This is a genomic window from Bacillota bacterium (assembly GCA_023511455.1).
In the GTDB taxonomy this organism is placed as follows: domain Bacteria; phylum Armatimonadota; class HRBIN16; order HRBIN16; family HRBIN16; genus HRBIN16.
Genome location: JAIMBJ010000012.1, coordinates 21,371 through 33,535, shown reverse-complemented (window position 1 = coordinate 33,535; position 12,165 = coordinate 21,371). Strand labels below are relative to the sequence as shown.

Here is a 12,165-nt window from a genome sequence, read left to right as displayed (position 1 = left end):
TGGGGGGTGGTCAGCGGCGTGTTTGCGGAGACCGAGCCTTATCTGGTATAATAGCCCGCGGTGATGATGCAGGAGGTTATCCCAATGGCTCACGTCTGTGACATTTGCGGCAAAGGCGTTATGCACGGTCAAAATATTCGGCATGTGCACTCGGGAGCGTGGGCACTGCGCGCGCCGCGCACCAAGCGGGTATGGTACCCCAACCTGCAGCCCGTGCGCGCGATGGTGAACGGCAGCGTCCGCCGCATCAAGGTATGCACCCGATGCCTGAAAGCAGGTAAGGTCAAACGCGCCTTGTAGGTCGCATATAGAGCAATGGAAGGTGTGGAAACAGCACATCCCCGCCGTCTGGCGGGGATGCGCACTGCTGGAGGTTGAGAGGGGCAGGCTATTCGACCTGAACCTTCACCGCTTTCGCTTTCGCGGACTCCACTTTGGGCAACCGCACCTCCAGGATACCGTTGCGGAGCGTCGCCTTCACCTTGTTCGGGTTAATCTCGACCGGCAGGTCATAGCGCGCCTCGAAGGTGCCATGCCCGCCCCACGCGCTGCGGTAGTGTACCGTCACGTTCTCATCGCTGATGAGTGGCTTGCGCTCACCGCGGAGTATCAGCGTGTCCGGTGTCGCCTCCACGTGGATGTCTTTCATCTCCACGCCGGGCAAGGTGGCGAACACCACCAGCTCCTCATTGGTCTCGTAGATATCCACGGCAGGTTCAAAGCCCACTTCTATGTCCGAACTCCAGCGGGTGAGCGGGCTGAACGGGAACAGCCGGTCGAACCAGCGGTCCATCTCGCGATGCAGGCGCTCCATCTCCGCAAACGGATCCCAGCGGCGGATGCCACCGTTGGTCTCACGACGAGCCAGCGTCACTTCACGGCGTGCCATAGCTCTCACCTCCTTTGACCTGTGTGTTTCTCAGGCAATTAACTTGAGTATTACTCACTCAATTCCACTTATATTATACCACGAAATTTGCAAGAGTCAAGGGGGTCCTCCCCAAAAATTGACACACGCAGAAGGGCGTGCTAAGATAGGAGCACCGCAACTTTCGTCGTGCTGGTGTGTCAATGTCACTGGAGGGCAGGTGACAGCAATGAGTAACCTGCACAACTTACTGCAATGGTGGAACCTCCTTTTCGCGCTGCCGCTGGTGGTGGGGATGCTCTTCTCCCTGATAACCGCGCTTGGTTTCGCCTCCACAGGTCACGCAGCAGCGGAACGCGGTGACATCGACCAGGGGGATACCGCGCACGAAATGGATACAGGGGACGGCGACTCAGAGCACGGGGATATCGGGCAGGATACAGACCTCCACGCCGAACACGACCACGCCATTGATTCAACATCCGCGGAGGTGGCTGTTGGCGAGGCAGGGCATGACGCTGCCGCCGAACACGCTGATGAAACCACACACGACCACCACGAGTCGGTATTGACACAGATTCTGGAGGCGTTCGGCATCGGGCGGGGTGTGCCCATCTCGGTGATGCTGCCTTTCTGCATGATGTTATGGGGGGTGCTGGGACTGGTGAGCAATCAGGCGCTGCATCCGCTGCTGCGCTTTCCGGCGGTTTACGTATGGATTAGCGTGCTGGTAAGCCTGCTGGGCACCTCGCTGCTGGCACGCGGGCTGTCGGGGGTGGTGGCGCGTTACCTGCAGATGGGGCAGGTTGCCAACATGTCGCGCGAACGGCTCATCGGGGCGACGGGTATCGCGGTGTTCACCATTGACGAACGAGGTGGGGTGGCGGATGTGCATGACCGGGTGGGCACGATACACCGCATCCCGTGCCGGGTGCGCGAGCGCGGAACCCCGCTGCCTGCGGGGACGCCTGTGGTCGTGGCGGACTATGAGAGCGAAACGGGAACCTACCTGGTGGAGGAGAACCCGTTTGCCGATAGTATCACGCATCAGGAGGTACGAACATGACTGCGCTGCTGTTTGTGCTGATTGGAGCGTTACTCGTTTTCGCGCCCTTCTACCTGGGCTGGGAGTGGACGCAAACGCTGGTTTCGTCCATCGTGGGCGTGGTGGTGATGTTTTTCTCCGCGCTCGCGCTGGCGATAAAGCGTTTTTACCTCAAGCCATCGGCGAACCTCGCCTATGTGCGCACAGGTTGGGGAGGCACACATGTGCTGATTGACGGCGGCTCGCTGGTGTTTCCCGTGGTGCACAAAATCGTGCCCGTCTCTCTGGAGACCATGAAGCTGGAGGTGGAGCGCAAGGGACCCGATGCGCTCATCACCAAGGACAACCTGCGCGTGGACGTGAAGGCGGAGTTCTACATCAAGGTGCGTGCCATCAAAGAGGACGTGCTGAACGCCGCGCGGTCGCTGGGCGAGAAGTCGGTGGATGCGCATTCGGTGTCGTCGCTGGTGTTCGAGAAGCTGGTCTCCGCTCTGCGCAGCGTCGCCGCCACCAAGGACCTGGTGGAGATTCACGCGCAGCGGGATGCCTTTGCGAGCGCGGTGCACAATCTGGTGGTGGCGGACCTGCAGCAAAACGGCTTGACGCTGGAGTCGGTTACCATCTCGCGTTTAGACCAGACCTCGCAGGAGCTGCTGTCGGATAACAACATCTTCGACGCGCAGGGCAAGAAGAAGATTACTGAAATCACCCAGTCCGCACTGGTAGAGCGCAACCGTATCGAGCGCGATGCGCAGCGCGAGATGACCCTCAAGAACGTGCAGACCCGCAAGGAGGTGCTGGAGCTGGAGCGCCAGCAGGCGGAGGCAGAAGCGGAGCAAGCCACGCAGGTCGCCAAAATCCGCGCGGAGAAACAGCGGGAGGCACAAACCTACCAGATCGAGCAGGAACGCCAGGTGAAAGAGGCAGAAATCCAGCGCGACCTTGCCGTTCAAACCACCGCCATCGAGCGCGACAAGGCGCTGGTGCTCAAGGAGCAGGAGCTGCGCCAGACCGACATCGAGCGGCTGAAGGCGATAGAGGTCGCCGAGCGGGAGAAGCAAATCGCGGTTGCCAACAAAGAGAAAGAGCGGGCGCAGGCGGAGGAGGAAGCCCTTCAGGCGCAAGCCGAGCGCGAGCGGGCGAACCAGGACATCATTACCGTGCAGGTGACCGCACAGGCAGAGCGCGAGGCACAGACCAAGCTTATCGCCGCCAAGCAGCAGATCGAGCAGGAGCGCCTGAAGCGGCAGGTGGAGGCGGAGGTGCAGGCGTATGCCGAGGTGAAGCGTGCCGAGGCGCAGCAGAAAGCCGCCGAGCTGGAGGCGCAAGCCATCCTGCGCAAGGCGGACGCCGAAGCCCGTGCGAAAGAGCTGGTGGCTCAGGGCGAGCAGGCGTTGAAGATGGTAGATGTCAACATCGCCCGCGAGCAGGTGGAGGTGCAGAAGGCGCAGGTCGAAGTAGAGCGACAGGCGCTGGAGAACAAGCAGACCTTCAGCGACGCCGCCCTGCGCTTCGAACTGACCAAGCTGCAGATCGAAGCCAGCCGCGACATCCAGAAGGCGATTGCCGAGTCCATCGGACGGTTCATGAGCAACGGACAGTTCGTCATCTTCGGCGATCCGGGCATGATGGCGAACATGGTGCAACAGTACTTCAAGGGCATGGGCGTCGGCGCGTTCGTGGACGGGCTGATGAAAGGTTCTCCGCTCAGCGGAGACGGCAGTGTAGTGCCCCAGCTGGCGAATCAGGTGCTGAGCCTGGTACAGAGCCTGACGGGGAAGGCGGTCTCGCCCGAGGTGGCGCAACAGGTGAACGACCTGGTGCAGCAGGTAGTTGCCTCCGCGCAGAAGGAGAGCACGCCAGCAACGGAACAGCCTGCTCAGGAGTAGCAGGCGCATTGACAGGGGTTACGCGGTGGAAGGCTTCCCGGAAGTCCGGCGAGTCAAGCGACAAAAAACGTCATTCTGAGCGGACGAAGAATCTGAGACCCTTCGCTAACGCTGAGGGTGACAGGAAAAAGCCACTGCAATCGTCGGACAGGCGAAGCCTTCCCTGCTCCCACCTCAGCTGCGTAACTCCTGATAATATTCTTTGAAGGAGGCGAGGATATGCACGTCGCAGGTATTTTTGTTCTTATCTGGATGACTGGAGCGGTTTGGGCGATGGAAGTCAAATCTACGGCTCCGGGCAACCTGTTTGTTACCGGCAAACAGCTGCACTTTACCGTGACACAAGCGAAGGCTACTGTCCATTATCGTCTGATGGACTACTGGGGGCGACCTGTTGCTGAGGGGAAGGTACCGGTTCGCCACGGCAACGCGAACATCCGAATCAAAGCACAACCTCCGGGCTACTATATCCTTCGCTGTGACGATGGGGAAGGTAATGCAGCAGAGGTTGCGCTGGGGGTAGTCATGGATAGAAAAGGTGCCCCATTACCGCGTGAGGGGCGGGTCTGCGCCGATGCTGCCAGTGCCTGGCTGGTTCATGGCGAAGAACGCTGGCGTACGTTTGCGCATATCGTGCGTACGGCGGGCATCCCCTGGGTGCGGGAGCGTATCTCATGGGGACACGTCGCACCTGATAAGCGACAGCTGGACTGGAAGCATTACCAGTATGTGGCGGATGTGCTGGCGCAGCAGGGGGTGCATGTTTACCAGATATGGCATGATTCCCCGGCGTGGTCGCATCCCGATAACCCTTCCGCGCACTGCCCGGATGATCTGCGCACGGTATACCGTTTCGGGCGGGAGGCAGCCAGCCACTTTGCGGCACAGATTCAGGCATGGGAAGTCTGGAACGAGCCGGATATCGATTTCTGGCGGCATCTCAGTGACCGCTACGCAGGGTTGCTCAAGGCGGCTTATCTGGGGTTGAAAGACGGCAATCCGAATGCGCCTGTGCTGCAGGGTTCTCTCTGTGTCGGGGTACAGGCGTTTGCACGCCATCTGTTCGAAAACGGCATCGGGGAGTACTTCGACATCTTTAACTGGCATATCTACGACCTGCCCTCCAACTATCCCCGTACGCTGCAGGCATACCGGCAACTGCTTGCCGAACACGGTCTGGATGACCGTCTCGCCTGGTTAACGGAGGCGGGCATCCGTTTGCCGGGCACCGAGGGCGCGAACAAACGCATTCTCAGCGAGGAGAACCAGCGCAGACAGTGCCAGTTTGTGCCCGTATCTGTGGTCATGTCGCTCGCAGCGGGCAACGACAAACACTTCTTCTTCGTGCTACCTGACTATCTGGAGAGCGGCATGCAGTTCGGTGCGTTGCGCCCCGATATGAGCCCCTATCCTTCGCTGGTAGCTCTCTCCGCGTGCGCCCAACTGCTTGGAATAAGCCGGTATATGGGGGAGTACCCCACCGGTGTGGAGGGGGCTTCGGCGCATCTTTTCTCCACCCCGCGTGGCAATGTGCTGGTCGCATGGTCGGAGAAGCCGGTCACCATCCGCGTGCCTACCGACAGGCGTACAGTGCGTGTTGCCAACATTTTCGGTGCGGAGAGCACGCTGAAGGTGGAGGATGGCAGGGTGCAGGTTCAGCTGACACCGGAGGTCGTGTATCTGGTGAACGTGGGGAAAGCGATAGAGAAAAGTGTCCAGCCCGCGCCGCCTCGTGTCGGACGCCTGCCCACGAACAAGCCGTCGCGGGTGGTGGTAGTTGGCTACACCAATCTGCCTGTCGATAAGGGACGCGACTGCTATCTCTTCCGCCCGGGCGAGAGCTTCGAATACACCGTGGAGGTATATCACTTCGGGGGGAGAGCAGTGAGCGGCACCGTGAGCCTGTCGCTCTCCGGTGCTTCCGCGCAACCTCCGCAGCAGGCAGTGCAGGTGCGGGCGATGGGCAGGCAGGTGTTGTCTTTCCGCATCACGCCCGATGAGAATGCCGAGGAGATACGCATTGAGGTGCGTGGCAACTTCGGTGCAGAGCAAGCATCGCCGAGCGTCAGTTACCTGTTAAGGCAGAGGTGAAAGCCGCCGGGTTGCTGTCACAGCAGGTCGTGGAGGGAGTTGCGTACGCAATAGAGAACCTCTCCCTCCACGAGTGCCGCCGGCATCACTCCCCAGCCCTCTCTCACGCTCTGTCTCGCCTCCTGCAGGGTGTAGGGAAACACGTCGACGCTGACGCCGATACGCCGGGGTCGGTAGAGGGGGATTCGCTCATCGAACCGCAGGTTCGATTCGCGCAGGAGGATGAGCACATCCGCATCACTGGCAGCGGTGTAATCGCCACGCGCGAAGGAGCCGAACAGCACCACCGCCAGCACGTTGCTATCCGCCTCGCCCAGCGCCTGCGCCCACTGGCGCAGGCGCACACGCACGCCTTCACCGTCCACCCGAAAGATGCGAATCACACCACTTAGCTCCCTCCCGCATACGGGGCGCAAACGGGGTCGCCCACCACCATGTCCTTCCAGAACAGGTATGGTGTGGACATCCAGAAGCTCTCAGCAAGGGTATAGCCGTCGGTGTAACGGTCGAACAGGATGTCGGCGCGGCAGAGGGCGTCGGCATACGGTTCGGAGACGTAGCCTTTCACGCCTGTCACGCCGACCTTAATCAGGTCGGCGATGAGCGATTGCCCCTTATCGGTGGGCAGGAAGGTGCGTGCGCTGGTGGAGACGGCGGTCTCCGCAATCGCGCCCGGGAGGAAGGTGTTGCTGAGGTAAAGTTCTCTTTTGAACTGCGGGTCGTTGCTACCCCATGAGTAGTAACCCATCAACCCCTTCTGGTTACCAATGAACTCTCTGGTATCGTCCAGCAACACGCGCAGTTTTTTGCGTTGCAGCAGCTGCGCCGCGCGCCGCATCGATTCGTTCACCTCGCCGTATGCGCTGCGCTGGTGCGACGGGCTGATGTCCAGCAAAAACAGTCCATCCGCACGCCGTGCCCTGAGGGCGCGCTCGAGCAGGGCATTGGCATCGGCGAAGGTGTAGCCGTCCAGCCGTGAGACCAGATAAAGCCCACCATAACGCTCGGACGAAAAGGCTTCCCGTTTGCCGAAGTAGGGGTTGCGGCTGCGAGGCGATACCGCCACGTTCATGCACATCAGCAGGCTGTCGACGGAGTAGCCCCGCTGAGCGGTCTTGATGGGCACACCTTTGACGATGAGCAGGAAGTCTACCTTCTCGACGAGTTTGCGTTCACGCAATGCCTTGCGCACCGGTGCCTGAATGTCGGTGAGGTAATCGCCCTCGGGGATGGTCTCAGAAGCGGTGCATTGCAACAGGATGAGATGGTCCTCCGGCACCGCCCGGTCGCGACAGTATTGCCGCGCCAGCTTTTCCGATTCAGGCTGGACACGGTTGGCAATGACCGCGACTTTTCGGCCGGGCGGGTTTGCCAGAGGCTGGAATCGCATCGTACATCTCCTCAGCTTCCCATTGCGCGCGCTCCTGCCATCGTCGGTGCCCCTGCAGGACGTTGCGCCTGAGGCTGGTCCATGCCCAGCAGGGCGTTGAACTCCTTGATGTCTTTCGCTTTCGCCAACGCCTCCTCGTAGGTCACGATGCCGCGCTTCACCAGCGACGCCAGCGACTGGTCCAGCGTCATCATGCCCTGCTTGGTACCGGTCTGGATGATCGAGGTGAGCTGGTAGGTTTTTGCCTCGCGGATGAGGTTACACACAGCGGATGTTCCCACCAGCACCTCAAACGCCGCCACGCGCCCCTTGCCGTCCGCCCGCTTGCACAGCGTCTGCGAAATCACGCCCACCAGGTTCACCGACAGCTGCATGCGGATTTGCTGCTGCTGGTAAAGTGGGAACACGTCGATCACGCGGTCTACCGTCTGCACCGCATCAGGTGTGTGCAGGGTGCCGAACACCAGGTGTCCCGTTTCGGCAGCGGTGATGGCGAGGTGGATGGTCTCCAAATCGCGCATCTCGCCCACCAGAATCACGTCGGGGTCCTGGCGCAGAACGAACTTCAGCGCGTTGGCGAAGGAGTGGGTGTCGGTATCCAGCTCGCGCTGATTGACCAGCGCGACTTTCGGCTCATGCACGAACTCTATCGGGTCTTCAACGGTGACGATGTGTACCGGGAAGTTCTGGTTGATGTAATGGAGCATCGCCGCCTGCGTGGTGGACTTGCCCGAACCGGCGGGACCGGTCACCAGCACCAGCCCACGCGGTCGCTCGGCGAAGTAACGGCACACGGGCGGCAGGTGCAGCTCCTCCATCGTCTGGATGCGGTACGGGATAACGCGGAACGCTGCTTGCACGTTGCTGCGCTGCTGGTAGATATTGCCGCGGAAGCGCGACAAGCCGGGCACCTCGTAGGCGAAGTCCAGCTCCAGCTCCTTTTCAAATCGCTCGCGCTGCGCAGGTGAAATGACGCTGAAGCACAGGTCGCGCACCTGTTCCGGGGTGAGTTTGCCGTACTCCTCCATCGGATACAGGTCGCCGTAGATGCGCACCATGGGATATTGATTTGCCTTCAGATGCAGGTCGGAACCGTCTCGTTGCACCACTTTGGTCAAAAGTTCATCTACTGTCACCGTCATGGTTCATCTCCCTGTGTTTGCTCGGTGTTTGGGATAGACAGCAGTTTTCGTGAAACCGCTCGCGCGGGTGTGAAGTGCGGGTTCACTCGCTGTCGGTAGTAGGTGGCGATGGCGTTCACACAGATGCCGGTAGCCACCGCAACGTTCAGCGAAGTGGTAGCACCGTAAAGCGGTATCGCCACACACTGCTCGCATTCCGCCAGCACATCGGGGGGTACGCCGTGCAGCTCCTCACCGATGACCAGTGCTACCGGGAATCGCCATTCCATGCACTCCAGCGGGACGGACTGTTCGTCCAGGTGCAGCGCCACGATGCTGTAGCCTTTCGCCCGCAAAGAGCGGATTTCTTCCTGCGGATAGCCCCAGCGGTGCGGCTGCCATTTTTCGGCTCCGACCGCGCCCGCATAGCTTTTCTCACGCCCGTCGCATCGGCTGAAAACCACTTCCTGCACGCGAAACGCTTCGGCGATGCGCAGGATGTTGCCATGGTTGATTTCCTTGTCCAGATAGCTGCACACAATCACCAGCGGCAGCCGCGGCAGGTGAGGTAACCGCTCCCGCAGTCCGGGGTCGGTTTCCGGACGTCCGCTGGCTTCCCACTCTCGCCGGATGTGTTCGGGTATGGTGATGCTCATCTTATACCTGAACACCTGCCATCATGCGCTGCGCGCGCTGCTCGAAGTCGCGCGGATTGGATGACTTCGCGATGGCGTCTTCGAAGTCCACCAGCCCTTTGCGCACGAGGTTGAGCAGGCAGCTATCGAGTGTCTGCATACCAAACTCCGCACCGGTCTGGATGTCCATGTAGAGCTGGTGCGTCTTGCCTTCGCGAATCAGGTTGCGCACGGAAGGGGTCGCCACCATCAGCTCAAAGGCTGCCACCCGCCCGGTGCCCTGTGCATTCGGCAGCAGGGTCTGCGAGAGCACGCCCACCAGCACCACCGACAGCTGCATCCGTATCTGCTGTTGCTGCTCCGGCGGGAACACGTCCACGATGCGGTCGATGGTCTGCGGAGCGTCCTGCGTGTGCACGGTGGACATCACCAGGTGCCCCGTTTCGGCGGCGGTGATGGCGAGGTGGATGGTCTCCAGATCCCGCATCTCGCCCACCAGGATGACGTCGGGGTTCTGTCGCATCACGTGGCGCAGCGCATCGGCGAAGGAGTGTGTGTCCACGCCCAGCTCGCGCTGGTTGATAATGGACAGCTTGTCGTGATGCATGTATTCGATGGGGTCCTCGATGGTCATGATATGGCAGCGTTTGTGGGTGTTGATGTGGTCGATCATCGCTGCCAGCGACGTGGACTTGCCGGAGCCGGTGGGACCGGTCACCAACAGCAGTCCGCGTGGGCGCATACAGAGGTCCTTGACGGCTGGCGGCATGAGCAGCTCGTCGATAGTGCGGATGCGGAAGGGGATTAACCGCAGTGCCGCGCCCACACACCGCTGCTGCCAGAACATGTTGACGCGGAACCGGGCCAACCCTGGCACCTCGTAGGAGAGGTCGAGCTCTTTGTCGCGCTCAAAGCGTTGTTTGCGCTCCTCGTTGAGGATAGCGTACAACAGGTTTTTGACATCTTCGGCGGTGAGGCGGGGCAGGTCGGTGCGCTTCAGGTCACCGTGAATGCGCAGGATAGGAGGCTCTCCGGCGCGCAGGTGCAGGTCAGAAGCGTCGCGTTGCACCACCATCCGCAACAGGTCATCTATGTGCATATGGTCTGTCTTCCTCCCAGATTCAACAGGTACTTCTTACTGCTGCTACGTGATGTCTATGGCTTTCCGTTTTTGCGGGTTTTACCGCCGCAGCATCTGGCGCAACTCGGTCAGGTTGCCTGCGTACGCCAGTGCATCCTCCTCGGTGATCAGCCCCTGCTTGTAGTATTTGTACAGGCACTGGTTCATCGTCTGCATGCCCCAGAACTGTCCTTCCTCAATCGCGCTGTAGATTTGTCCTACGCGCCCTTCCTCGATCAGTTTGGCGATGGTGGGCGTGGAAATCATCACTTCCACTGCGGCGATGCGTCCGCTGCCGTCCTTCAGAGGCACCAGCTTCTGCGAGACGATGCCTCGCAGCGAGTTGGACAGACGCATACAAATCTGGGGCTTGTCATGCGGGGGGAACATGTTGATGATTCGGTCCATCGTCTCCGCCGCGCTGGGCGTGTGCACGGTGGAGAAGACCAGGTGCCCGGTTTCCGCAGCCTGCAGGGCGACGTGCATGGTCTCGATATCGCGCATCTCGCCGATAAGGATGACGTCCGGGCTTTCGCGCACCACGTATTTGAGCGCATCGCTGAAACTGTCGGTATCGATGCCCACCTCACGCTGGCTGACTATCGCCTGTTTGTCGGGATGCACGAACTCGATGGGGTCTTCGATGGTCACGATGTGGCAGCGTCGGGTTTCGTTGATGAGGTCAATCATCGCTGCCAGCGTGGTCGATTTTCCACATCCGGTGGGACCCGTGACCAGCACCAACCCCTGCCGTTGTTTGGCGAGCTCCGCAACCGCTGGCGGCATTTTCAGCTCTTCCAGCGTGTAGATGTTCAGCGGGATGAGGCGACACACCATCGCGATACTGCCGCGCTGTTGATAGATGTTGGCGCGCACGCGGGTAATGCCCTCAATCGTAAACGCGAGGTCGAGCTCATGACGGTGTTCGAACCGCCCGATTTGCTCGTGGGTCATGACGCTATATGCCAGATTGCGCGTGTCATCCGCAGTGAGCGGGGGCATGTCCATCGGCTGAATCCTGCCGTGCACGCGCAACGTCGGCGGAGTGTTCTCTTTAATGAACAGGTCCGACGCCTTGACCGACGCTCCATAGCGCAGTAACTCGCTCAGTTCCAACATCGGCGCTATCCCTCTCTCGTGGATTCATGATGTTGTGCAGATACCGGTATGCGGGAAGAATGGCGAATTGCCCAACGCATCACCAGATATGCCAGCCCTCCCAGCGCCAGAGAGACCAGTGCCCAGCCAGCGATTCGCCAGCCCGGCGCAGTTTCCTTTCGCTCTTGCTGAACAGGCTGTTCTTCTTGCACCGGCTGATGAAATGGCACTCGCAGATCGACATCCGCCCCATGCCTCAAGATACGCACCTGATACCGGTAGACGCCCGGAGTGTAGATGAGCTTCACCTGCAGGTCGCGTGTTGTCCATTCGCGCAAGCCCTGAAAGGGCATGTCTCCCTGCACCAGAAAGTATATCTCGAAAAGCTCATAGTCCGAAAAGGCTCGCAGGAACGGTTCTACAGGTAAACCGCCACTGTTGCGGTCTACAACGTTTCGGGCGCGCCCAATGACGTCGGTCATGGGGGGCAACGTGTTGCCCTCGATACTGCGGGGAGCCTCGGTGCGCACTTTCAGCAGTTTTCCCTGCCAGCCTCCGTAGCGCAGAAGACGTTCGAATCGCTCCGCCGCCTCTTTTTCGGGAACGGTGGTGCTGTAGGCGAAGTTCAGATGGTCTTCCCCTGTGCCGGTGGAGATAACCACGATGGTAACTTGCGGGGCAACACTCTGTTGCGCCGTGACAGCCCCTGTGAACAAACCGAGCAGCAGAGCTAACAGCGTAAGACGCATTGGCGTATGCATAGAACCTCGTTTCTGATATTCGCTTCTGACCACGGCGCAACCGCTCATGACGCTCCCTGCAGAGCGTTTGTGATGATACCTGCCCAGGACACACACTGATTGTATCAAACCTGAGGGCGAAAGGTCAAGGGATGTCGGGCTATCTGC

Annotated in this window: 12 protein-coding genes; 4 read left to right on the top strand and 8 right to left on the bottom strand. The window is 60.3% G+C overall.

Annotated elements, in window-relative coordinates; translation table 11 throughout:
• Positions 1–84: 84 nt before the first annotated feature.
• Positions 85–300: a 50S ribosomal protein L28 gene (rpmB, locus tag K6U75_08645; GenBank protein ID MCL6475103.1), complete on the top strand. Its 216-nt coding sequence runs from the start codon at positions 85–87 to the stop codon at positions 298–300.
• A gap of 88 nt (positions 301–388) precedes the next feature.
• Here the strand turns inward: rpmB and K6U75_08640 are convergent, their stop codons facing one another.
• Complete coding sequence (locus K6U75_08640; protein ID MCL6475102.1) at positions 389–889, bottom strand: Hsp20/alpha crystallin family protein; 501 nt, start codon at positions 887–889, stop codon at positions 389–391.
• A 208-nt stretch (positions 890–1,097) separates the two neighbouring features.
• Here K6U75_08640 and K6U75_08635 point away from each other — a divergent pair, with 208 nt between their 5' ends.
• From K6U75_08635 to K6U75_08625, 3 genes are all read left to right on the top strand, one after another.
• On the top strand, positions 1,098–1,934 hold the full coding sequence (locus tag K6U75_08635) for a YqiJ family protein (protein MCL6475101.1): 837 nt from the start codon (positions 1,098–1,100) through the stop codon (positions 1,932–1,934).
• A complete protein-coding gene (locus tag K6U75_08630) occupies positions 1,931–3,802 on the top strand; it encodes a hypothetical protein (GenBank protein ID MCL6475100.1) in 1,872 nt (623 codons plus the stop codon). Before K6U75_08635 ends, K6U75_08630 begins: the two co-directional genes overlap by 4 nt.
• 219 nt (positions 3,803–4,021) lie before the next feature.
• Positions 4,022–5,893, top strand: a complete 1,872-nt coding sequence (locus tag K6U75_08625; GenBank protein MCL6475099.1) for a hypothetical protein — start codon at positions 4,022–4,024, stop codon at positions 5,891–5,893.
• Between the two features lie 17 nt (positions 5,894–5,910).
• Here K6U75_08625 and K6U75_08620 read toward each other — a convergent pair whose 3' ends face one another.
• The 7 genes from K6U75_08620 to K6U75_08590 form a co-directional block, all read right to left on the bottom strand.
• Positions 5,911–6,276, bottom strand: coding sequence for a nucleotidyltransferase domain-containing protein (locus tag K6U75_08620; GenBank protein MCL6475098.1), 366 nt, complete (start codon positions 6,274–6,276; stop codon positions 5,911–5,913).
• Between the two features lie 5 nt (positions 6,277–6,281).
• On the bottom strand, positions 6,282–7,283 hold the full coding sequence (locus tag K6U75_08615) for a TIGR03790 family protein (protein MCL6475097.1): 1,002 nt from the start codon (positions 7,281–7,283) through the stop codon (positions 6,282–6,284).
• Between the two features lie 11 nt (positions 7,284–7,294).
• Positions 7,295–8,425 (bottom strand): type IV pilus twitching motility protein PilT, encoded by a 1,131-nt coding sequence (locus tag K6U75_08610; GenBank protein MCL6475096.1) that lies wholly within the window; start codon positions 8,423–8,425, stop codon positions 7,295–7,297.
• Positions 8,422–9,060, bottom strand: a complete 639-nt coding sequence (locus tag K6U75_08605; GenBank protein ID MCL6475095.1) for a hypothetical protein — start codon at positions 9,058–9,060, stop codon at positions 8,422–8,424. The genes K6U75_08610 and K6U75_08605 overlap by 4 nt, the downstream gene beginning before the upstream one ends.
• Position 9,061: 1 nt before the next feature.
• Positions 9,062–10,138, bottom strand: coding sequence for a type IV pilus twitching motility protein PilT (locus tag K6U75_08600; protein ID MCL6475094.1), 1,077 nt, complete (start codon positions 10,136–10,138; stop codon positions 9,062–9,064).
• Between the two features lie 81 nt (positions 10,139–10,219).
• On the bottom strand, positions 10,220–11,278 hold the full coding sequence (locus tag K6U75_08595; GenBank protein ID MCL6475093.1) for a type IV pilus twitching motility protein PilT: 1,059 nt from the start codon (positions 11,276–11,278) through the stop codon (positions 10,220–10,222).
• Positions 11,279–11,283: 5 nt separating this feature from the next.
• Positions 11,284–12,018, bottom strand: coding sequence for a hypothetical protein (locus K6U75_08590; GenBank protein MCL6475092.1), 735 nt, complete (start codon positions 12,016–12,018; stop codon positions 11,284–11,286).
• Between the last annotated feature and the right edge of the window lie 147 nt (positions 12,019–12,165).

Bases quoted from the DNA above. Each gene is read 5' to 3' on its own strand.
- rpmB (MCL6475103.1), top strand. From the start codon at position 85: ATGGCTCACGTCTGTGACATTTGCGGCAAAGGCGTTATGCACGGTCAA.
- K6U75_08640 (MCL6475102.1), bottom strand. From the start codon at position 889: ATGGCACGCCGTGAAGTGACGCTGGCTCGTCGTGAGACCAACGGTGGC.
- K6U75_08635 (MCL6475101.1), top strand. From the start codon at position 1,098: ATGAGTAACCTGCACAACTTACTGCAATGGTGGAACCTCCTTTTCGCG.
- K6U75_08630 (MCL6475100.1), top strand. From the start codon at position 1,931: ATGACTGCGCTGCTGTTTGTGCTGATTGGAGCGTTACTCGTTTTCGCG.
- K6U75_08625 (MCL6475099.1), top strand. From the start codon at position 4,022: ATGCACGTCGCAGGTATTTTTGTTCTTATCTGGATGACTGGAGCGGTT.
- K6U75_08615 (MCL6475097.1), bottom strand. From the start codon at position 7,283: ATGCGATTCCAGCCTCTGGCAAACCCGCCCGGCCGAAAAGTCGCGGTC.
- K6U75_08610 (MCL6475096.1), bottom strand. From the start codon at position 8,425: ATGACGGTGACAGTAGATGAACTTTTGACCAAAGTGGTGCAACGAGAC.
- K6U75_08605 (MCL6475095.1), bottom strand. From the start codon at position 9,060: ATGAGCATCACCATACCCGAACACATCCGGCGAGAGTGGGAAGCCAGC.
- K6U75_08600 (MCL6475094.1), bottom strand. From the start codon at position 10,138: ATGCACATAGATGACCTGTTGCGGATGGTGGTGCAACGCGACGCTTCT.
- K6U75_08595 (MCL6475093.1), bottom strand. From the start codon at position 11,278: ATGTTGGAACTGAGCGAGTTACTGCGCTATGGAGCGTCGGTCAAGGCG.
- K6U75_08590 (MCL6475092.1), bottom strand. From the start codon at position 12,018: ATGCATACGCCAATGCGTCTTACGCTGTTAGCTCTGCTGCTCGGTTTG.